Genomic DNA, 20,742 nt, shown 5'->3' with positions numbered 1-20,742 from the left:
TCTGGCGCGCGTGGGGGGGTGTGGTGTCTTTCGCTCTCGTGCCTCCCGCTTTGGTTCTCCCCGGCGTCTTGCGCGCGCCCCCCCCCGGCGTGGCGCCCCCCCCCCCCCCGCCGTGGGGTGCGGCGCCCCTGGAACCGGCCTGTCCGGTGTTCGGACGGGCGTCTGGTACGGACGTACGTATGGATTGGACGTCCGTTTGGCTCGTACGTCCGTCTTGCTGAGACATCCGCTTGGCTTGGACGCTCGTCTTGCTCGTACGCCCGTCTTGCTCGTACGTCCGTCTTCCTGGTTACGTCCGCCCGGTTCGGACGTCCGTCCCGGACTCAGGCGCCCGGCACGCGGTCCAGGAACCCGTGCACGGTGCCGATCCGGCCCGTCGGCGTGGCCGCGAGCACGTCGAAGCCGATCACCACCGGCTCGGCGCCGGCCGGGCCGAGGTTCCAGGTGAACCGGGCGATGTCGTGGTGGGCGTCCACCGGGCCGAGGGTGAACTCCAGGCCCGGGAACTGGGCCTGGGCCGCGCCGATCAGCGCGTCGATCGCGTCCCGGCCGGCCACGGCGGCCAGCGGGTCGGTGTAGCGGCCGTCCTCGGCCCACACCTCGTCGATCAGCTTGCGGCGGGCAGCCGGGTCGGTCTCGTTCCAGACCGCCAGGTAGCGCTCGGCGAGCTGCTGGAGGGCGGCGGTGGTGATCTCGGTCATGGTTCGTCTCCCGTGTGCCGGTGGGCCGTTGGCGGGTCGTTCCCGCTGCTCACAAAGGTAGGGACGGGCCGCCGCGGGCGAATCGGTCACGGATAGGCATGGGGGTACGTAGGTATTCGCACCCGCCTGTGTAGCCGTTGCGCCGGAGCGCCGGCGGTCGGCTCGGTAGGGTCGGGGCATGCTGTACGGGAGGGAACACGAACAGGTCGCGGTGGACGGCCTGTTGGCGCGGGCGCGGGACGGCGGCGCCGGGGCGCTGCTGCTCCGCGGTGAGGCGGGCATCGGCAAGACCGCCCTGCTGGACGACGCCGTGGCCCGGGCCGGGACGGCCTTCCGGGTGATCAGGGCGGCCGGCGTCGAGTACGAGGCGGAACTGCCCTTCGCCGGGCTGAGCCTGCTGCTTGCTCCCGGCCTGGACCGGCTGGACGTCCTGCCCGGGCCGCAACGGCGCGCCCTGGAGGCGGCGTTCGGGCTCGGCGAGGCGCCCGAGGATCCGGCAGCGGCACCATCTGCCACACCCGCACCCGCCCCCGCCGGCCGGCTGCTGGTCGGCCTCGCCACCCTCGGACTGCTCGCCGAACTCGCCGCCGACCAGCCGCTGCTGTGCGTGCTGGACGACGTCCAGTGGCTGGACCGGGCCTCCTTGGACGCCCTGCTGCTCGCCGCCCGTCGCCTCCAGGCCGAAGGGGTGGCCCTGCTACTGGCCGCCCGCACCGAGCCCGGCGCCTCCGTCGATCGCCAACTCGGCCTGCCCGAGGTGCGGGTGACCGGCCTCGCCGAGGCCGATGCCACCCGGCTGCTGGCCGAGCGGGCCGGCCCTGACCTGCCCGCCGCCGTTCGCGACCGCCTGCTCGCCGAAGCCGCCGGGAACCCGCTCGCCCTCACCGAACTCCCCGTCGCCACCGGCCCGCAGGCGCACACCGCGGGCGGGCTGCCGCTCACCAGCCGCCTGCTGATCGCCTTCCACGGCCAGGTCACCGGCCTGCCCCCGGCCACCCAGACCCTGCTGCTGGTCGCTGCTGCGGAGGAGAGCGGCGAGCTGGACGTCCTGCTGCCCGCCGCGGCCGCGCTCGGCGTCGGCGCCGAACACCTCGCCCCCGCCGAGGAATCCGGCCTGGTCACCGTCACCCCCGACCGGCGGATCGCCTTCCGCCACCCGCTGCTGCGCTCCGCGATCCTGCAACGCGCCCCGCACCACCAGCGGCTGACCGTCCACCGCGCCGTCGCCGGGGCACTCCCGGACGGCGACCGCCGCACCTGGCACCTCGCCCTCGCCGCCACCGCCCCCGACGCCGCCCTCGCCGACGCGCTGGAACGCACCGCCGTCCGCACCGGCCGGCGCGGGGGCCACGGCGGCGCGGCCGCGTACGAACGCGCCGCCCGGCTCACCCCCGACCGCGACGCGGCCACCCGCCGACTCGTGCTGGCCGCCGAAGCCGCCACCGAGGAAGGCGAGTTGGAGCGCGCCGAGGCCCTCGCCGACGAGGCCGCCGCCCGCACCGACAGCGTCCTCGCGCACGCCCTGCTGGACCACGTCCGGGCCACCGCGCACTTCTGGCGTGGCTCCTACCCGACCGCGTACCGGCTGCTGCTGGACGCCGCCCTCGCGCTCGCCACCTCCTCCGACGCCCCCGACGCTTCCGACGCCCCCGACGTCGTCGAACCCGCCCACGCCGCCCGGATGCTGTTCCAGGCCTTCCACGCCGCCTGGTACGCGGGGGAGGAGCCGGTGGCCGAGGTGCTCGACCGGCTCGCCGCCCTCCCGCTCGGCGACGACGACCCCGTCGCCCCGCTCGCCCGCTACCTCCCCGCCGCCGTCCTCCCGGCCCTCGGCCGACCCGCCGCCGCAGCGGCACCCGCCGCCGCCCTGCCCCCGGCCCGGGAGGCCGTCGAAGCCGCCCGCCGGGCCGGCGCCGAGAGCCCCGCCGACCTGGTCCAACTCTGCGGCGCCACCCTCGTCCTGGGCCGCGACGAGGAGACCGTCGACCTCGGCGGCGAACTCGTCGCCGAGGCCCGCGCCAAGGGCACCCTCGGCGTGATGCCCACCCTGCAGTTCTTCCTCGCCGAGGCCGAGCTCTTCCACGGCCGCCACGCCGACGCCGAACTCACCGCCACCGAGGCCCTGGACCTCGCCCGGGACACCGGCCAGCACCAGTGGGTCAGCCAACTCAGCGCCCTGCTCGCCTACCTGGCCGCCCTCGACGGCCGCACCGAACGCTGCACCGAACTGGCCACCACCGCGCTCGCCACCACCGGCCCGCAGACCGCCGCCCCCGCCGCCGGCCGCCCCTGGGCACACTGGGCCCTCGCCCTGCTCGACCTCGGCCAGGGCCGCGCCGCAGGCGCCGCCGACCGCCTCCAGGCCCTCACCACCGGCCCGCACCGGCACCACGTCAGCGCCACCCGAGCCGTCCCTGACCTGGTCGAAGCCGCCGTCCGCCTCGGCACCCCGGACCGCGCCGCCGAGGCCTACGAACGCTTCGCCCGCTGGACCACCGCCGCCGACCGCCCCTGGGCCCAGGCACTACGCCTGCGCTGCCAGGCCCTGCTCGGCCCGGACGAACTCGCCGAACCCGCCTACCGCGCCGCCCTCGACCTCCACGCCACCACCCACCGCCCCTTCGAACAGGCCCGCACCGCCCTGCTCTACGGCGAATGGCTCCGCCGCACCCGCCGCCGCACCGACGCCCGCCCCCACCTCACGGCCGCCCTCGAAGTCTTCGACCGCCTCGCCGCCCACCCCTGGTCCACCCGCGCCCGCACCGAACTCTCCGCCACCGGCACCCCGGCCCCCACACCCCGGCCCTCCCAGACCCTCCCGAACCCCCTGACCCCCCAGGAACTCCAGATCGCCCGCCTGGCCGCCCAGGGCCTCACCAACCGCGACATCGCCGCCCAACTCTTCCTCAGCCCCCGCACCGTCGCCCACCACCTCTACAAGGCCTACCCCAAACTCGGCATCACCTCTCGCACCGCCCTCCCCACCACGCTCTGACACGGGGAGAGGCAGCAGCCATCGCGGACCGACCCGTACGGGCACCCGGCGGGCACGCAGAGCGGAGCCGCCCTGTCCGGGCCTCGGCCCCCGCAAGGAACCCAGCGGGCCGCGATCGCCCCGACCGGTGAAGGCGATCGCCCCGCCGCACCCCGGCCGCACCCCGCCCCCGACGGGCCCCGGATGTACACGGGCAGCGGACGGGGTTCCGGAGCTCCTCCGGATACAACGTCAGAGGGCCCATCGGATCTCTCCGATGGGCCCTCTGTACTGGGTCGGGGTGGCGGGATTTGAACCCACGGCCTCTTCGTCCCGAACGAAGCGCGCTACCAAGCTGCGCCACACCCCGGTCATTCTGTTTGTCGCTCCGTCTCCTTCGCGACGAGTAGAACTCTACCGGACGCTCGCCGAGACACGAAATCCGGTTTCGGGCGGGCGTCCGGTCGGGGTCAGCGGGGGGCCGGGGCGAGGGTGAGGAGGGTGGCTTCCGGGGGGCAGGCGAAGCGGATCGGGGTGTAGCGGTTGGTGCCGCAGCCGGCGGAGACGTGGAGGTAGGAGCGGTGGCCGCCGGCCTTGTGGGTGGAGAGGCCCTTGACCCGGCGGGTGTCGAGGTCGCAGTTGGTGACCAGGGCGCCGTAGAAGGGGATGCAGAGCTGGCCGCCGTGGGTGTGGCCGGCCAGGATCAGCGGGTAGCGGTCGGCGGTGAAGGCGTCGAGGACGCGCAGGTAGGGGGCGTGCACGACGGCGAGGGAGAGGTCGGCGTCGGCGGAGGGGCCGCCGGCGACGGCGGCGTAGCGGTCGCGGCGGATGTGCGGGTCGTCGAGGCCGGTGAACTCGAGGTCGAGGCCGTTGACGGTGAGGCGGCCGCGGGTGTTGGTCAGGTCGAGCCAGCCGGCCGCGTCGAAGCCGTCGCGGAGCTTCTCCCAGGGGTTGTGCACGGCGCCGCTGATGCCGCGGTTGCCGGTGCCGTCGGGGTTGTTCATGCCGTGGACGCCGCTGCGCATGGCCTGGAGGTAGCGGGCGGGGTTCTTGCGGGCCGGCCCGTAGTAGTCGTTGGAGCCGAAGACGTAGACGCCGGGGAAGTCCATCAGCGGCCCGAGGGCGTCGAGGGTGGCGGGGACGCCGAGCGGGTCGGAGAGGTTGTCGCCGGTGTTGACCACGAGGTCGGGGCGCAGGCCGGCGAGGCTCTGCAGCCAGCGCTGCTTCTTGCCCTGCCCGGCCACCATGTGGATGTCGGACACCTGGAGGACCCGGAGGGGCTTGGCACCGTGGGGCAGGACGGGGACCTCGACGCGGCGGAGCCGGAAGGCACGTACCTCGTACCCGACGGAGTAGGCGAGGCAGGCGGCGCCGGCAGCGGCGACACCGAGGGGGACGGAGTACAGCGGTCGCATCAGCCCATGCTCTCAGACGGTGGATCAGCTGGTGAACGTCCGGTGGCGCGGTGCGGACACGGCCACCGTGACCTGCACCGGGTCGACCGGGGCAACCGGGGCAATCGGGTCGACCGGGGCAATCGGGTCGACCGGGGCGGTGGGGTCGGTGTCCCGGCGGGCGCGCAGGGCCCGGACCTTGTTGCGGTTGCCGCAGCGCTCCATCGAGCACCAGCGCCGCCGTCCGGGCCGCGAGGTGTCGACGAAGAGCAGCCGGCAGTCGTGCGCCCGGCATTCCTGGATCCGGTCGGCGTGCGGGCCGGTGAGCAGGGCGATGGCGTCCCGGGCGAGAGTGGAGACGAGCTGGGCGCCGTCGGCGGGCAGCGGGGCGGCCGCGGTGCCGTCCGGGGCGATCCGGGGGACGAGCGGGGGGTGGGCGGCGGCCCGGTTGAGGGCGGCGCGGTCCGCGGGGTCGCCGGGGCGGCCGTGGGCGCGGTCGGCGGCCAGGCGCCAGAGGGCGTCGCGCAGGGTGCGGGCGGCGCCGAGCTGGCCTTCGGTGATCCGTACGGTGCCGGCGGGCAGCCGCAGCCGAGAGCGTGTGAGCCAGTCGGTGAGGTCGGACGGGCGGTGCAGCACTTCGAACCGGGCGTAGGGGCCGGGGCCGCCGGTGGTGAGCAGTTCCAGGCAGAGGGCGCCGGGGTCGAAGTGGAAGCGGGCGCCGGCGGCTGTGGTGAGGACCAGGCCGGTCGGGTGTTCCGCTGCGCCGTCTCCGTCGGTCATGTAACCAGGGTAGGTGGTTACGGACCCGGCGGTCGCGGCCGACCGTTGACGGCGGTGCTTGACGGCAGCCGTTGACGGCAAGCGTTGACGGCAGTCGTTAATGGCAAGCGACGGAACGCCCCAGGTGGGAGACTCGGGCCCATGACGACGCTCAAGGCGCAGCTGCAGGAGGACCTCACGGCTGCCATCAAGGACCGGGACGAGTTGCACTCGTCCACCATCCGGCTCACGCTTTCCGCCGTCACCAGCGAGGAGGTGGCGGGCAAGGAGAAGCGCGAGCTGTCCGACGCCGAGGTGCTGAAGGTGATCACCCGCGAGGCGAAGAAGCGCCGCGAGGCGGCCGAGGCCTTCGACCAGGCCGGCCGGGTGGAGCAGGCCGCGCGCGAGCGCGCCGAGGGCGAGGTGCTGGCGGGTTACCTGCCGAAGCAGCTCTCGGACGAGGAGCTGGCCGCGATCGTGGCCGCCGCCGTGGCCGAGAGCGGGGCGAGCGGTCCGCAGGCGATGGGCGCCGTGATGAAGCTGGTGAAGCCGAAGGTGGACGGTCTGGCCGAGGGCGGCCGGGTGGCGGCCGCGGTGAAGGCCGCGCTGCTCTGAGCTGCACGTCACCGCCGCCGTCACCGCCGCCGCCGTCACCGTCGCCGCTGCCGCCGCAGTGACGGCCGTACCGCCGACACCGACACGGCGAAGGGGCGCCCTCCGGAAGATCCGGAGGGCGCCCCTTCGCCGTCGTACCGGGCGGTGCCGGGTCGGTCAGTGCCTGCCGCCGTTGCCGTTCCCGTTGCCATTGCCGTTACCGCCCCCGCCGATCATGCCCGGCGGGAGGGTGAACCCTCCCCCTATCACCCCACCGGGGTTGCCGGGGTTCCCGCCGCCCGGTGCGGGCGGCGGCGGGTTCTGGGCGCCCGGCTGCTGGGCGTTCGGGTCGGTCGTCGGGCTGGCGCCCGCCGGCGGGGTGGCCGGCTGGGGGTCCGGGATGTTGGTGGTCTGGATGGACTCCAGCGGCGAGCCCTTGAGCGCCTGGTTCATGGCCATCTGCCAGATCGGGCCGGGGCCGTCGGCGCCGAACACCTCGTCGAAGTGCTTGCCGCCGATGTTGATGTTCTTCATCTTGACGCCGCCGGCGGGGCCGCCGAGCCAGACCGCGGTGGCCAGCGACGGGGTGTAGCCGTCGAACCAGGCGGCCTTCTTCTCGTCGGTGGTACCGGTCTTGCCGGCGATCTTGCGGCCGTCGTCGAGGCCGAGGGCGGCCGCGGTGCCCTTCTCGGTCACGTTGAGCAGGACGGTGTTGAGCGAGTCCGCGGTCGACTCGGAGAAGGCCTGGCTGCACTGGGACTGCGGGACCTTGAGGTCCTTGCCGTCCACCGTGGTGATCTTGTTGATCGCGATCGGGGTGCAGTACTTGCCGCGGGCGGCGAAGGTCGCGTAGACGTTCGCCATGGTCAGCGGGGAGAGCTCCAGGGTGCCGAGGACCATCGAGGGCACCTCCTGGAACTGGTCGCCCTTCGCCGACTGGGTGATGCCCAGCTTGTTGGCCATCTGCTTCATCGCGCAGAGGCCGACCTGCTGCTCCATCTGCACGAAGTACGTGTTGACCGAGAGCGCCATGGCCTGCTTGAGCTCGTACGGGCCGACCTCGCCGGTCGACTCGTTCTTCACCGTGGCCTTGGGCTTGTCGGTGTTCTTCCAGGTGCTGTTGCAGGTCGACATCTGGGGGTAGTCGATCTTGTTCTCGGACGGGAACGACTGGGTGTTCGACATGCCCGCCTCCAGCGCCGCCGCAGCGAGGATCGGCTTGAAGGTCGAACCGGTCTGGAAGCCGTTGCCGCCGCCCATCGAGGCGTCGACGTTGAGGTTGACGACGGTCTGGTTCTTGTTCGGGTCCAGGCCGTACGGGCGGGTCTGGGCCATCGCCAGGATCTTGCCGGTGCCGGGCTCCATCATGGTCGCCGCGGCCGACACCTGGTCGGTCACGTTGACCTTCTTGGTGACGGCGTTCTGGGCGGCGGCCTGCTTGTCCGGGTCCAGCGTGGTGTAGATGTTCAGGCCGCCGGTGTCCCACAGCTTCTTGCGGTCGTCGGCGTTCTTGCCGAAGGCCGGGTCCTGCTTGACCACGTGGCGCACGTAGTCGCAGAAGAAGCCCATGCCCGCCTGGGCGGTGATGCAGCCGTTCTGCGGGTCCTTGTACTTGAGACCCAGCGGGGCGGCCTTCGCCTCGGCCGCCTGCTGGGGGGTGATGTGCTTGTTCTCCAGCATCTTGTCGATGACGACGTTGCGGCGCTTCACCGTGTTGTCGGGGTAGCGCACCGGGTCGTACTGCGACGGGTTCTGGACCACGCCGGCGAGGGTGGCGGCCTCGGCGACGGTCAGGTCCTTGTTGCTCTTGCTGAAGTAGCGCTGGGACGCGGCCTCGACCCCGTAGGCCTGGTGGCCGTAGAAGGTGATGTTGAGGTAGTTGGTGAGGATCTGATCCTTGGTCAGGTCCTCCTCCAGCTTGATCGCGACCTTGAGCTCCTGGATCTTGCGGCCCAGGGTCTTGCGCTGCGCCTCCAGGACGGCCGCCTGGTCGTCGCCGGCCTTCTCCACGTTGACGTTCTTGACGTACTGCTGGGTCAGCGTGGAGGCGCCCTGGGAGGCGGTGCCGCTCTCCGCGTTCTTGCCGACGGCGCGCAGGACGCCCTTGAGGTCGACGGCGCCGTGCTCGTAGAAGCGGGCGTCCTCGATGTCCACCTGGGCGTGCCGCATGAAGGGCGACATCTGGTCGGCGGTGAGGACGGTGCGGTCGCGCTCGTAGACCTTGGCGATCAGGCCGCCCTTGGCGTCGAAGATCTGGGTCGCCTGGGTGAGCGGCGGGGTCTTGAAGTCGTCGGGGATGTTCTGGAAGCTCTCCGCCGTGTCCTTGGCGGTCAGGCCCATGGCACCGACGGCAGGCAGGGCGAGGCCTGCCAGCAGGACTCCGGAGAGCACGCTGACGCCCAGGAACTTCACGCCGTTGCCGACGTGGTCCATCGGTGATCCGCCGCTCTTGCGTCGCGGAGCTCCGGGATTGCCTGGGGGCTGGGGTGCCGATGGGCGCTTCGGTGCCATGGGGAGAACCCTACGTCCCCGATTCCCGTACATCGGGGCAGGTGTTCGCCTAGGCTTGTCACAAGCTTGCGACAGCTTCGGTGCGTCAACATCGCTCACTCTTGTGAGTGCGGAGACTTGCCCGAATTGCTCACCCTTGTCCGGGTTTTGAGGCAGCTGTGGCCTGTTGTGTTCGAGTGAACGGTTGCGCTGCGTGACGGCGCCTGTGGCGAGAGTGGGGGCCTCGCGGCTCGCAAGTGCCGCGACCTGCGATCACTCCAACGAGTGAGATGACAGATACCCATAGTCCGATCGGGTCATTCGAGATTGAGCCCGAAGGGGCTGTTGCAAGCAGTCCATCTTCCGTAACGTCCTCAACTGGCAACGGTGAATATGCCGTTGCCGCCGTGGGGGAGCCTCGAATCATCGGGAGAGGACGGCGCCGGCATGGGCTGGGTTGACGACTGGAGTGCGCAGGCCGCCTGCCGCACGAGTGATCCGGACGAACTGTTCGTCCAGGGGGCGGCACAGAACCGGGCGAAGGCGGTGTGCAGTGGGTGCCCCGTCCGGACGGAGTGCCTCGCGGACGCGCTGGACAACCGGGTGGAGTTCGGGGTGTGGGGCGGGATGACGGAACGCGAGCGCCGGGCGCTGCTGCGCCGCCGCCCGACGGTCATGTCGTGGCGGAGGCTGCTGGAGACCGCCCGCACCGAGTACGAGGAGTCCCTCGCGACCGGCGTGATACTGACGGACTACGCCCAGGCGGGCTGACCCGGGCCGCACCTCGCGGTCCGGGGCTCCCCCGTTCCGGCCCGGACCACCCGGCCGGAGTGCCCGGACCACTCGGACCGACCCCTACCCGGCCCGGACTGCGCCGCGCCCGGACTGCGTCGCGCCACCAGCCGGCCCCCACCGGCCCCGGCCCGGACTACGCCGCGCCGCTGAGCCGGCCCCCGATGGCCCGCAGCCCGTCCAGGTCGTGGACGTCACCCGGCAGCGCGGCCACCTCCACGATCGGCACGTCCGGGTACACCGAGACGAACCGGTCCCGGGTCCGCCGCTCGCGCCCCATGATCTGCATCCGCTCGGCGTGCAGCCGCAGCAGTCCGGCCGCCAGCAGCTCCGCCTCTGGCGAGGAGTGCTCCGAGCCGTTCTCCTCCAGGGCCTCGGCCGCCGCCAGCGCCCGCTCCGCGGTGAGCTGCGGCGCGCCCGTGCTGTGCACCCGGTTGAGCACCAGTCCGGCCAGCGGCATCCGGTCCGCGGCGAGCCGGTCCACGAAGTACGCCGCCTCGCGCAGCGCGTCCCGCTCCGGCGCCGCCACCACCAGGAACGCCGTGCCCGGCGCCTTCAACAGCTGGTAGGTGCGGTCGGCGCGCTCGCGGAAGCCGCCGAACATCGAGTCCATCGCGCTGACGAAGGTCTGTACGTCGGTGAGCAGCTGGGCGCCGAAGATCTTGCCCAGGGTGCCGGTGAGTAGGCCCATCCCGGCGTTGAGGAAGCGCATCGCGCTGCGGCCGCCGACCTTGGCGGGCGCGGTCAGGATCCGGATCACCCGGCCGTCCAGGAAGGACCCGAGCCGGTTGGGGGCGTCCAGGAAGTCCAGTGCCGAGCGGGACGGCGGGGTGTCCACGACGATGAGGTCCCACTCCTCGGCGGCGCGCAGCTGCCCGAGTTTCTCCATCGCCATGTACTCCTGCGTGCCCGCGAAACCGGCCGACAGGGACTGGTAGAACGGGTTCTCCATGATCGCCTTGGCCCGTTCGGGCTCGGCGTGGGCCAGCACGACCTCGTCGAAGGTCCGCTTCATGTCGAGCATCATGGCGTGGAGCCGGCCGTCCCCGGCCACCCCCTTGACCACCCGGGGGGTGTTGTCCAGCTCGGTCAGACCCATGGACTGGGCCAGCCGCCGGGCCGGGTCGATGGTCAGCACCACGACCTTGCGGCCGCGCTCGGCGGCCCGCAGGCCGATCGCCGCGGCGGTGGTGGTCTTGCCGACGCCGCCGGAGCCGCAGCAGACGATGATCCGGGTCTTCGGGTCGTCGATCAGCTCGTCCACCGCGAGCCGGTTCCCGCCGTTGCCACCCCGGCCGACGCCACCACCACCCCGGCCGACGCCACCACCACCCCGGCCCTCGCCGCCGCCACCGCTGCCGCCGTTCGCCGGAGTCACGCCGCCCCCTGCCGCTTGAGTTCGCCCGCCAGCCGGTACAGCCCGCCGAGGTCCACGCCCTCGCCCAGCAAGGGGAGTTCGTACGTCGGGAGCCGCAGTTGCTGCAGGTCGGCCCGTTGCGCCCGCTCCAGTTCGACCCGTTCGGCGTGCTCCCTGGCCTGCTCCAGCAGCGGGTCGATCAGCGGCTCGACCGCCGCCCGGACCGTCTCCGCCTTGCGCGAGCGCCCGCCCAGCCCGGCCTCGCCGAGCGCCAGCGCGACCTCCTCGCGGTGGTCCCCGTCCACTGCGGCCACCGCGGCCGCGTCCAGCAGCGGGGGCCGGACCATGTTGACCATCACCCCGCCCACCGGGAGCTTCGCCTCGCGCAGTTCCGCGAAGCCGTCGACCGTCTCCTGCACCGGCATCTCCTCCAGCAGGGTGACCAGGTGCACCGCCGTCTCCGGGGACCGCAGCACCCGCATCACGGCCTGCGCCTGGGTGTGTATCGGGCCGATCCGGGCCAGCCCGGCGACCTCGGAGTTGACGTTCAGGAACCGGGTGATCCGCCCGGTCGGCGGGGCGTCCATCACCACCGCGTCGTAGCGCCGCCGCCCGTCCGGGCCCTTGCGGCGGGCCGCCTCGCAGGCCTTGCCGGTGAGCAGCACGTCCCGTACGCCGGGGGCGACGGTGGTGGCGAAGTCGACGAAGCCGACCTTCTGCAGCGCCTTGCCGGCCCGGCCGAGCTTGTAGAACATCTCCAGGTACTCGAGCAGCGCCAGCTCGGTGTCGATCGCCAGTGCGAGCACCTCGCCGGGCCCGCCCTCGCCGGCCGGCAGCCCCAGTTGGGGGCGGGAGACCGAGGCGATCCGGCGCTCCTCGTAGGGGAGGGCGGCGATCCCGAACAGCTCGGCGATGCCCTGCCGCCCCTCGACCTCGATCAGCAGCACCCGACCGCCGTCGGCGGCCAGGGCCAGCGCCAGCGCGGCGGCCAGCGTGGTCTTCCCGGTGCCGCCCTTGCCGCTGACCACGTGCAGCCGGACCCCCTCCCAGTCGGGGTCGCGCCGGGTCGCCTGGCCGGGGGTGCGTGCCACGCTGCGTCTCCGTCCGTCTCCGTCCCTGCGGGCGCCCCTCCTGCGGGGTGCCCCTGCCGAGGGGGCCGCTCGCGGACGAGGGCGCCCCTCCACGAGGGTGCCGCTCCGTACGGACGCCCCTCCCTGCGGGTGCCCTCTCGCGAGGACGCCCTCTCGCGAGGGTAACCAGGGAGCGCTCCCGATGCCCGGAGCACCTGGGGTGCCAGGACTGAATCATGCCCCCTTTGTGCTCCACCTCACACGCCGGTCGGCGAGGGCCCGTACGGCGGCCCAGGCGGCGGCCTGTGCGGCGGCCCGTACGGCGGCCCGGGCGGCGGCGATCGCCGGGACACCTCGTCTAGAGTCTGGCCATGACCAAGTGGGAATACATGACGGCGCCCCTGCTGGTGCACGCCACCAAGCAGATCCTGGACAACTTCGGCGAGGACGGCTGGGAGCTGGTCCAGGTCGTGCCCGGCCCGAACCCGGAGCAGCTGGTGGCCTACTTCAAGCGGGAGAAGAACGCATGAGCAAGGTCGAGTCGAAGCTCGCCGAGCTGGGCCTGACCCTGCCGCCGGTGGCCGCCCCGGTCGCCGCCTACGTGCCGGCCGTCCGGTCCGGTGAGTTCGTGTTCACCTCCGGCCAGCTGCCGGTCGTCGGCGGCAAGCTGGTGAGCACCGGCAAGGTCGGTGCCGAGGTGTCCCCGGAGGAGGCCAAGGAGCTCGCGCAGACCTGCGCGCTGAACGCCCTGGCCGCCGTGAAGTCGGTGATCGGCGACCTGGACCTGATCGAGCAGGTCGTGAAGGTGGTCGGCTTCGTCGCCTCCGCCCCCGACTTCATCGGCCAGCCCGCCGTGATCAACGGTGCCAGCGAGCTGCTCGGCACCGTGCTGGGCGAGGCCGGTGTGCACGCCCGCAGCGCCGTCGGCGTCGCGGTGCTGCCGCTGGACGCCCCGGTCGAGGTCGAGCTCCAGGTGCGCGTCAAGAGCGCCTGACCCCGAGCGTGATCACGAAGGCGGGGTCGGGCCTGTCCAACCCCGCCTTCGTGCGCTTAGCATCCGGGCATGGACCATCGAGCAACGACGCTCCCGATGCCGCCCGGCTGGCCTGCCCGGATCCGGGCGGTCGACTCCGGCCTGCTCACCCCGGCGGTGGCCAGACCCGCCGCGACGGTCGTGCTGCTGCGCGACGCCGCCGACGGACCGGAGGCCTACCTGCTGCGCCGCCGCACCTCGATGGCCTTCGCGGCCGGGATGTACGCCTACCCGGGCGGCGGGGTGGACCCGCGGGACGCCGAGGTCGAGACCGGCTGGGCCGGGCCCTCGCCCGAGGAGTGGGCGCAGCGGCTCGGGGTGGACGCCCGGACGGCGCGGGCGGTGGTCTGCGCGGCGGTGCGCGAGACCTTCGAGGAGGCCGGCGTGCTGTTGGCCGGACCGGACCCGGAGAGCGTCGCCGCGCCGCGCGACTGGTCCGCGGAGCGGGCCGCGCTGGAGGCGCACGAGCTGTCCTTCGCCGAGTTCCTGCGGGACCACGGCCTGGTGCTGCGCAGTGACCTGCTGGGCGGCTGGGCCCGCTGGATCACCCCGGAGTTCGAGGAGCGGCGCTACGACACCTGGTTCTTCGTCGCCGCCCTGCCGGCCGGGCAGCGCGCGGCGCTGGAGGTCGGCGAGGCCGACCGGGTCGCCTGGCTGACGCCCGCCGAGGCGGTCCGGGGGCACCGGGAGGGCCGGTTCGGCATGCTGCCGCCGACGGTCACGGTGCTGCGGGAGCTGTCGTCGGTGCGGACCGCCGCCGAGGCACTGGACGCGGCCGCCGACCGGGTGCTGGAGCCGGTGCTGGGCCGGGCCGAGGTCCGCGGCGACCGGATGACGGTCCGCTGGCCCGGGTACGACGAACTGACCATCGACGGGGAGTTCCCCGCCGAGGAATCCTGACCCCCCTCCGTACGAGGACCCCTCCGTACGGACCCCCTCGTACCAACCGTTGTACGAACCCCTCGTACGACCCTCGTACGACCCCTGGTACGAACCGTTGCACGACGACTTCGAGAGACGCCGACCGGAAAGGACCGACGACCGATGGACCACGACGATGTGGCTCGCCGGACGGCCCCCGAGCTGCCCGCCCGCCGAGTGATCCCCCGTTCCGCGGCCTGTGACGGTCCGGTCCCGTTCGTCGAGGTCGCCCAGCGCGCCCTCGTCCGGGCCCTGCCGCTGCGGGCCCTGCACCGCGGCCTGGAGGGCAACCGGTGAGCGGGCGGAGCGGGCGGATCGTCGAGGGGCGCGTGGCGGCATGAGCGGAGTCCTGCCGGGCGACCCCGCCGCGGTGGTGGGCGGGGAGGCCACCGCCCGGGCGCTGTGCGTGCTGGCGCCGAACCCGTCGCCGATGACCCTGGACGGCACCAACACCTGGCTGCTCTCCGAGCCCGGCTCGGACCTCGCGGTGGTGATCGACCCCGGCCCGCTGCACGAGGGCCACCTGCGCCGGGTGCTCGACCTCGCCGAGGAGCGCGGCAAGCGGATCGCGCTCACCCTGCTGACCCACGGCCACGCCGACCACTCCGAGGGCGCGGCCCGGTTCGCCGAGCTGACCGGCACCGAGGTGCGGGCCCTGGACCCGGCGCACCGGCTGGGCTCCGAGGGCCTGGTCGGCGGCCAGCGGCTGGACGTCGGCGGCCTCGACCTGCGGGTGGTCGCCACCCCCGGCCACACCTCGGACTCGCTGACCTTCCACCTGCCGGACGACGGCGCGGTCCTCACCGGGGACACCGTGCTCGGCCGTGGCACCACGATGGTCGCCCACCCGGACGGCCGGCTCGGGGACTACCTGGACTCGCTGCGCCACCTGCACACGATGGCCTCCGCGCACGGCGTGCGGACGGTGCTGCCCGGCCACGGGCCGGTGCTCGCGGACGCGCTGGGCGCGGTCGACTACTACCTGGCGCACCGGGCCACCCGGCTCGCCCAGGTGGAGACCGCGGTCGAGGCGGGCTGCCGGACGGCCGCCGAGGTGGTCGCCCGGGTCTACGCGGACGTGGACCGGGCGCTCTGGCCGGCCGCCGAGCTGTCGGTGCGGGCCCAGCTGGAGTACCTGGAGGACCACGGGCTGATCCCGGACCAGGGCTGACCCCGGTCCGGGACCTCACCGGTCCCCGACCGGTCCCGGACCGGTCGGGGAACGCCGAAGGGCCCGTCCGGCTCGGACGGGCCCTTCGCGGTGCTCGGAGCGTCAGCGCGAGCGGCGCGACAGCCGCTCGACGTCCAGCAGGACCACCGCGCGTGCCTCCAGCTTCAACCAGCCGCGGCCGGCGAAGTCGGCGAGCGCCTTGTTGACCGTCTCACGGGAGGCGCCGACCAGCTGGGCCAGCTCCTCCTGGGTGAGGTCGTGGGCGACGTGGATGCCCTCCTCGGACTGCACGCCGAAGCGGCGGGAGAGGTCCAGCAGGGCCTTGGCGACACGCCCGGGCACGTCGGAGAAGACCAGGTCGGACATCACGTCGTTGGTGCGGCGCAGTCGGCGGGCGATGGCCCGCAGCAGCGCGATGGAGACCTCGGGGCGGGCGTGCAGCCAGGGCTGCAGGTCGCCGTGGCCGAGGCCGAGCAGCTTGACCTCGGTCAGCGCGCTGGCGGTGGCGGTGCGCGGGCCCGGGTCGAACAGCGACAGCTCGCCGATCATCTCGCTGGGGCCGAGCACGGCCAGCATGTTCTCGCGGCCGTCCGGCGAGGCACGGTGCAGCTTGACCTTGCCCTCGGCGACGACGTACAGCCGGTCGCCCGGGTCGCCCTCGTGGAACAGCGACTCACCACGGGCGAGGGTGACCTCGGTCATGGAAGCGCGCAGCTCGCCGGCCTGTTCGTCGTCGAGTGCCGCGAAGAGTGCGGCGCGCCGCAGAACGTCGTCCACGTGCTTCCTCCTTCTCGGCCGTCCGGCGGGTGGGCCGTCCGGCGCAAGTTCCGTTCAGTGTTCTGCATCACCAAGCATGGCGCATGTCGCTCCGATCATATGAGGAGGGGGTGTGTCCGGGTGTGCCGTGCGGGGCCATTCGTACCGGCGGGTCACGGGGCGGGGCGCCCGGCGGCGGCCGTCCGGTCGCCTTCCCGACCGTCCTGATCGAAGAGGGAGTCGCCCACGGCGGTGCGGGCGGAGAGGACGGCGTGCCCGGCCCGGTGGGCGCTGGTCAGGCCGGCCGTACGCAGGGCGGTGAGGTGCTGGGAGACGGCGGCCGGGGACAGTCCGGTCCGGCGGGCCAGCTCGGTGGTCGAGGCCGGGGAGTCCAGTTCGGCCAGCAGCCGGGCCCGGGAGCGGCCGAGGACGGCGGCCAGCGCGTCGGTGCGCGCGGCCGAGCCCGGGCGCTCCTCCCAGAGCGCGGCCGTGCCGCGCGCCGGGTAGACCAGCTGCGGCGGGTCCGGCGGCAGCACCCGGGTGAGCACCCGCGGCCAGGCGAAGGCCGAGGGGACCAGCAGCAGTCCGGCCGCGGCGTTCAGCCGGTTCACCGCGCAGTGGCGGTCCTCCAGCCGCAGTGCGGTGCCGTCCCAGCGGACCGTCCCGTGCAGGTCGTCCAGCATCCGCGCGCTGCCGTGCTCGGCGGCCTGCCGGGAGCGGTGGAAGACGTCCGCGGCCAGCAGCGCGCTGATCCGGGCCCAGTACGGGGCGAGCGCCAGCTCCCAGTACGCCTCGATCTCGGCGGCCAGCCGGGGCAGCTGGCCCGCCGGGTCGCGGTGCAGCGGTTCCAGGCCGGCGGGCAGCCTGCCGCCGGCCTCGGCGGCCAGGATGTCGAGGTCGGCGCGGACCTGCCCGGCGCCGGTCGCGGTGATCGCGGCCAGCTCCTCGGCGAGGGTGGTCGAGCAACCCGCCGGGGCGGGGTTGAGGAAGTCGGGCAGGTGGCCCTCGGGCGGGACCATCGCGGCCAGTCGTCCCCGGTCGAGTCCGGCGGCGACCAGCCGTCCGCGCACCTGGCCGGCCCAGCGGCGGTGCAGCGCGGGGACGGGGGAGCGGGCCAGGGCGCGCAGGCTGGTCACCACCTCCTGCATCGGGCTGACCGCGAACCGGGTCAGCGCCAAGTCCTGGGTGGAGAAGTGGAGTTCCGTCCGCACGCCGTGGCTCCCTTCGGAAGATTCGGCCCCAGCTTAATCACTGGTGGCGGGCCCGGAGCGGGGCGCAGGATGCCTGTGTTCCCACCGATCCGTACGAAAGCCGGTGACCACCATGTCCACCATCCCCGAGGCCCGCGAGCGGGCGCTGCGGCTGCGCGAACTCCTCGCGGAGGGCGTGCTCGTCCTGCCCAACGCCTGGGACGCGGGCAGCGCCGCGGTGATCGCCTCGGCCGGCGCCCGGGCCATCGCCACCACCAGCGGCGGCGTCTCCTGGTCGCTCGGACACGGCGACGGCCAGCGGATGGACCGGGCGGCAGCGGTCGCGGCGGCCCGCCGGGTCGTCGCCGCGGTGGACCTGCCGGTCACCGTCGATGCCGAGGGCGGCTACGGGCCGCTGCCCGCCGACGTGGCCGCGACCGTCACCGAACTGGTCGGCGCCGGCGCGGCCGGGGTCAACCTGGAGGACTCGACGGCCGTCGGCGGGCCGCTGTTCCCGGTGGCCGAGCAGGCCGAGCGGCTGCGCGCGGCCCGGACGGCGGCCGCGGCGGCCGGACTGCCCGAGCTGCTGGTCAACGCCCGGACCGACGTCTTCCTGTTCGGACTGGGCGGGCTCGACGACGTCCTGGACCGGGCCGAGGCCTACGCGCAGGCGGGCGCCGACGGCCTGTTCGTCCCCGGGCTGCTGGACCTCGACACCCTCACCGAGCTGTGCCGGCGCTCCCCGCTGCCGGTGAACGCGATGGCCGGGCCGGGCGGGCCGGCCGTCGCCGAGCTGGCCGCCACCGGGGTACGGCGGATCAGCGTCGGCACCGGCCTCGCCCAGGCCGCGTACACGGTGGCCCACCGGGCCGCCGTCGAGCTGCTCGGCGCCGGGACGCTGGCGGAGCTCGACGGGGCGCTCGGCTTCGGGGAGCTGAACGGGCTCTACTGACCCGCTACCGGTCGGTACGGGCCGTACGGGCCGTACGGGCCGTACAGCCCGTACCGGCCTACAGGCTCTGTGAGAGCTCAGCCCGTGAAGCCCAGCCCGGCCAGGCTCTGCTCGATCCGGGCGCGGTGGGCGGCCTCCCAGTCGTCCAGGGTCTCGGCGGCCTCCTTGGCCAGCTTGGCCCGGGCCGCCTCCAGGACCGCCGTCCGCTCGGCGGCGGGCACCGCCACGACGCCCTCCTCGTCGGCCACCACGATGTCGCCGGGAGCCACCAGCACGCCGCCGCAGCGCACCGGGACGCCGTGGGCGCCCAGCTGCTTCTTGGCGCCGGGGATCGGGATGACGCCCCGGGCGACCACCGGGAAGCCCAGGTCGCGGACCTCGGCGAGATCCCGGATCAGGCCGTCGGCCACGAAGGCGGCGACGCCCCGGCGCTGGGCCACCGCGCAGACGTTGCCGCCGGCCAGCGCGTAGTCCAGGTCGCCGGACTCCACCACGATCACCGCGCCGGGCTCGGCCCGGTAGATCGCGGCGTGCAGCATCAGGTTGTCGCCGGGCGGGCACTGCACGGTGAAGGCCGGTCCGGCCACCCGGGGCATGCCCGCCCACAGCGGACGCAGTCCGATGTCCATGACCCGGGCGCGGCCCAGGACGTCGGCCAGGGTGGTGGTGGGAATGTCCGCGAAGTCCTTGAAGTCCCCGTCCATGCTTCCTCTTTCCTCGATCGTTCCCTCGATGGTCGGACGATCGGAAGACTAGAACGGGCCGGTCGACGGAGCACCGGAACCCTGGCGCCCGTCCGCGCCCTTACGCGCCGGCACCCGCCCGCCACCTCCTCGGCCGACCCGGAGCACGGCCGTCCGCTCTTCCTCCTTGATCCGCCCCAAGCGGTCCGCCGCTCGGCGTAGCCTTCGTGCATGGCAGAGAGCAAGGCCCGGAAGACCGCGACCAAGCCGGCGGCGGAGCCCGCTGCGAAGACGGCCGCGAAGAAGACGGTGGCCGAGAAGACGGCGGTGAGGCCGAGGAAGCCCGAGTCGCACCTGGCGATGGTGCGGCGGGCCCGGCGGATCAACCGCGAGCTGGCGGAGCTGTACCCGTACGCCCACCCGGAGCTGGACTTCGAGAACCCGTTCCAGCTGCTGGTGGCCACCGTGCTGTCGGCGCAGACCACCGACCTGCGGGTGAACCAGACCACCCCGGCGCTGTTCGCGAAGTACCCGACGCCCGAGGACATGGCGGCGGCTAACCCGGAGGAGCTGGAGGAGATCATCCGCCCGACCGGTTTCTTCCGGAACAAGGCGAAGTCGCTGATCGGCCTCTCGACCGCGCTGCGCGACGAGTTCGGCGGTGAGGTCCCGGGCCGGCTGGCCGACCTGGTGACCCTGCCGGGGGTCGGTCGCAAGACCGCCAACGTGGTGCTCGGCAACGCCTTCGGAGTCCCCGGGATCACCGTGGACACCCACTTCGGGCGGCTGGCCCGCCGGTTCGGCTGGACCACCGAGGACGACCCGGTGAAGGTCGAGCTGGCCGTCGCCGAGATCTTCCCGAAGTCGGAGTGGACGATGCTGTCGCACCGCGTGGTCTTCCACGGCCGGCGGATCTGCCACTCCCAGAAGCCCGCCTGCGGGGCCTGCCCGATCGCGCCGCTCTGCCCCGCGTACGGGGAGGGCGAGCTGGATCCGGAGAAGGCCCGCAAGCTGCTCAAGTACGAGATGGGCGGCCAGCCCGGCCAGCGGCTCAGGCCGCCGTCGGACTTCCCCGGCGAGGCTGCCGCCCGCGCCGACGCGACCGCCCACCAGGGGCGGGCCGCGGACCAGGGGGTGGAAGCGTGACCGAGGGTGTTGTCGAGCGGAACGACCTGCCGGGCTGGCTGGAGCCGGTCCGGGACGCGGCCGAGCGGGTGCTGCCGGAGCAGCTGAGCCGCTTCCTGCCGCCGAGCGAGGGCGGTCGGGCGGCGGCGGTGCTGATGCTGTTCGGCGAGGGCCCGGACGGGCCGGACCTGCTGCTGATCGAGCGGGCCCGCTCGCTGCGCTCGCACGCCGGCCAGCCGTCCTTCCCGGGCGGCGCGCTGGACCCGGAGGACGGCGACCCGGACGGCTCCGGCCCGATCGCGGCGGCGCTGCGCGAGGCCTGGGAGGAGACCGGCCTGGACCCGGCCGGGGTGCAGGTCTTCGCCGCGCTGCCCCGGCTGTACATCCCGGTGAGCCGCTTCGTGGTCACGCCGGTGCTGGGCTGGTGGCGCGAGGAGTCGCCGGTGCGGCCGGTGGACCGGGGCGAGACCGGCGCGGTGTTCCGGGTGACGATCGCCGACCTCGCCGACCCGGCGAACCGGGTCCGGCTGCGGCACCCGTCCGGGCACGTCGGGCCGGCCTTCGCGGTGGCCGGGCGGCTGGTCTGGGGGTTCACCGCCGGGGTGATCGACCGGGTGCTGCACCACAGCGGGCTGGAGCGGCCGTGGGACCCGTCCCGGGTCGTCGACCTCTCGGACGACGCCCTGGCGCTCGTCCAGGGCGACCTCGAGCACTCCCGGGTCCTGCCGGGCGGCGGCGCCGACGGTTCGTGACGGACCGTCGGCGCGGCACGGTCGCGAA

Annotated in this window: 20 protein-coding genes and 1 tRNA gene; 11 read left to right on the top strand and 10 right to left on the bottom strand. The window is 73.9% G+C overall.

Translation table 11 applies throughout. The features are described from left to right. Positions 1-323: 323 nt before the first annotated feature. Positions 324-701 (bottom strand): nuclear transport factor 2 family protein, encoded by a 378-nt coding sequence (locus tag ACFWXO_RS28995; RefSeq protein WP_380527182.1) that lies wholly within the window; start codon positions 699-701, stop codon positions 324-326. Positions 702-879: 178 nt separating this feature from the next. Here ACFWXO_RS28995 and ACFWXO_RS28990 point away from each other — a divergent pair, with 178 nt between their 5' ends. After that, on the top strand, positions 880-3,696 hold the full coding sequence (locus tag ACFWXO_RS28990) for an AAA family ATPase (protein ID WP_380527180.1): 2,817 nt from the start codon (positions 880-882) through the stop codon (positions 3,694-3,696). 275 nt (positions 3,697-3,971) lie between these two features. Here the strand turns inward: ACFWXO_RS28990 and ACFWXO_RS28985 are convergent. From ACFWXO_RS28985 to ACFWXO_RS28975, 3 genes are all read right to left on the bottom strand, one after another. Next, positions 3,972-4,045, bottom strand: a tRNA-Pro gene (locus tag ACFWXO_RS28985). Positions 4,046-4,145: 100 nt separating this feature from the next. Next, positions 4,146-5,090, bottom strand: coding sequence for a metallophosphoesterase (locus ACFWXO_RS28980; protein ID WP_380527178.1), 945 nt, complete (start codon positions 5,088-5,090; stop codon positions 4,146-4,148). 24 nt (positions 5,091-5,114) lie between these two features. After that, positions 5,115-5,849, bottom strand: a complete 735-nt coding sequence (locus ACFWXO_RS28975) for a CGNR zinc finger domain-containing protein (RefSeq protein ID WP_380527176.1) — start codon at positions 5,847-5,849, stop codon at positions 5,115-5,117. A gap of 141 nt (positions 5,850-5,990) precedes the next feature. Between ACFWXO_RS28975 and ACFWXO_RS28970 the strand changes: the two genes are divergently transcribed. Continuing rightward, positions 5,991-6,443: a GatB/YqeY domain-containing protein gene (locus tag ACFWXO_RS28970; protein ID WP_375887651.1), complete on the top strand. Its 453-nt coding sequence runs from the start codon at positions 5,991-5,993 to the stop codon at positions 6,441-6,443. Positions 6,444-6,599: 156 nt separating this feature from the next. Here ACFWXO_RS28970 and ACFWXO_RS28965 read toward each other — a convergent pair whose 3' ends face one another. Continuing rightward, positions 6,600-8,855 carry a transglycosylase domain-containing protein gene (locus ACFWXO_RS28965; RefSeq protein WP_380527174.1) on the bottom strand — a complete coding sequence of 752 codons (2,256 nt, stop codon included), beginning with the start codon at positions 8,853-8,855 and terminating at the stop codon, positions 6,600-6,602. A gap of 504 nt (positions 8,856-9,359) precedes the next feature. Here ACFWXO_RS28965 and ACFWXO_RS28960 point away from each other — a divergent pair. Further along, positions 9,360-9,683, top strand: coding sequence for a WhiB family transcriptional regulator (locus tag ACFWXO_RS28960; protein ID WP_033333275.1), 324 nt, complete (start codon positions 9,360-9,362; stop codon positions 9,681-9,683). Positions 9,684-9,840: 157 nt separating this feature from the next. Here ACFWXO_RS28960 and ACFWXO_RS28955 read toward each other — a convergent pair whose 3' ends face one another. After that, positions 9,841-11,082: an ArsA family ATPase gene (locus tag ACFWXO_RS28955; protein ID WP_380527172.1), complete on the bottom strand. Its 1,242-nt coding sequence runs from the start codon at positions 11,080-11,082 to the stop codon at positions 9,841-9,843. Beyond that, a complete protein-coding gene (locus tag ACFWXO_RS28950) occupies positions 11,079-12,152 on the bottom strand; it encodes an ArsA-related P-loop ATPase (protein WP_375887644.1) in 1,074 nt (357 codons plus the stop codon). Before ACFWXO_RS28950 ends, ACFWXO_RS28955 begins: the two co-directional genes overlap by 4 nt. A gap of 350 nt (positions 12,153-12,502) precedes the next feature. On the opposite strand from ACFWXO_RS28950, the gene ACFWXO_RS28945 reads away from it, so the two are divergent. From ACFWXO_RS28945 to ACFWXO_RS28925, 5 genes are all read left to right on the top strand, one after another. Next, a complete protein-coding gene (locus tag ACFWXO_RS28945; RefSeq protein WP_094743074.1) occupies positions 12,503-12,661 on the top strand; it encodes a DUF4177 domain-containing protein in 159 nt (52 codons plus the stop codon). Continuing rightward, positions 12,658-13,125: a RidA family protein gene (locus ACFWXO_RS28940; RefSeq protein ID WP_360227042.1), complete on the top strand. Its 468-nt coding sequence runs from the start codon at positions 12,658-12,660 to the stop codon at positions 13,123-13,125. The genes ACFWXO_RS28945 and ACFWXO_RS28940 overlap by 4 nt, the downstream gene beginning before the upstream one ends. Before the next feature lie 69 nt (positions 13,126-13,194). Continuing rightward, positions 13,195-14,064 (top strand): NUDIX hydrolase, encoded by an 870-nt coding sequence (locus tag ACFWXO_RS28935; protein ID WP_380527169.1) that lies wholly within the window; start codon positions 13,195-13,197, stop codon positions 14,062-14,064. 144 nt (positions 14,065-14,208) lie between these two features. Beyond that, positions 14,209-14,382 (top strand): hypothetical protein, encoded by a 174-nt coding sequence (locus ACFWXO_RS28930; RefSeq protein WP_375887636.1) that lies wholly within the window; start codon positions 14,209-14,211, stop codon positions 14,380-14,382. A 40-nt stretch (positions 14,383-14,422) separates the two neighbouring features. Further along, positions 14,423-15,256 carry an MBL fold metallo-hydrolase gene (locus ACFWXO_RS28925; protein WP_375887634.1) on the top strand — a complete coding sequence of 278 codons (834 nt, stop codon included), beginning with the start codon at positions 14,423-14,425 and terminating at the stop codon, positions 15,254-15,256. A 102-nt stretch (positions 15,257-15,358) separates the two neighbouring features. Here ACFWXO_RS28925 and ACFWXO_RS28920 read toward each other — a convergent pair whose 3' ends face one another. Together ACFWXO_RS28920 and ACFWXO_RS28915 are read right to left on the bottom strand one after the other, a co-directional pair. Then, a complete protein-coding gene (locus tag ACFWXO_RS28920) occupies positions 15,359-16,033 on the bottom strand; it encodes a Crp/Fnr family transcriptional regulator (RefSeq protein WP_030288117.1) in 675 nt (224 codons plus the stop codon). A gap of 152 nt (positions 16,034-16,185) precedes the next feature. After that, positions 16,186-17,223 (bottom strand): DUF5937 family protein, encoded by a 1,038-nt coding sequence (locus ACFWXO_RS28915; RefSeq protein ID WP_380527166.1) that lies wholly within the window; start codon positions 17,221-17,223, stop codon positions 16,186-16,188. Between the two features lie 112 nt (positions 17,224-17,335). Here ACFWXO_RS28915 and ACFWXO_RS28910 point away from each other — a divergent pair, with 112 nt between their 5' ends. Further along, positions 17,336-18,154, top strand: a complete 819-nt coding sequence (locus ACFWXO_RS28910; RefSeq protein ID WP_380527164.1) for an isocitrate lyase/phosphoenolpyruvate mutase family protein — start codon at positions 17,336-17,338, stop codon at positions 18,152-18,154. A 77-nt stretch (positions 18,155-18,231) separates the two neighbouring features. Here ACFWXO_RS28910 and ACFWXO_RS28905 read toward each other — a convergent pair whose 3' ends face one another. Next, positions 18,232-18,858: an RraA family protein gene (locus ACFWXO_RS28905; protein WP_380527162.1), complete on the bottom strand. Its 627-nt coding sequence runs from the start codon at positions 18,856-18,858 to the stop codon at positions 18,232-18,234. A gap of 210 nt (positions 18,859-19,068) precedes the next feature. On the opposite strand from ACFWXO_RS28905, the gene nth reads away from it, so the two are divergent. Then, positions 19,069-19,983, top strand: a complete 915-nt coding sequence (nth, locus tag ACFWXO_RS28900) for an endonuclease III (RefSeq protein ID WP_380527160.1) — start codon at positions 19,069-19,071, stop codon at positions 19,981-19,983. Further along, positions 19,980-20,714: an NUDIX hydrolase gene (locus tag ACFWXO_RS28895; RefSeq protein ID WP_375887621.1), complete on the top strand. Its 735-nt coding sequence runs from the start codon at positions 19,980-19,982 to the stop codon at positions 20,712-20,714. Before nth ends, ACFWXO_RS28895 begins: the two co-directional genes overlap by 4 nt. The last annotated feature ends 28 nt before the right edge of the window (positions 20,715-20,742 follow it).

The sequence above is a fragment of the Kitasatospora sp. NPDC059088 genome, from assembly GCF_042738155.1.
Taxonomy (GTDB): Bacteria; Actinomycetota; Actinomycetes; order Streptomycetales; family Streptomycetaceae; genus Kitasatospora.
Note: the sequence above shows the minus strand (reverse complement) of the source record. Positions and strands in the feature narration are given on the sequence as shown.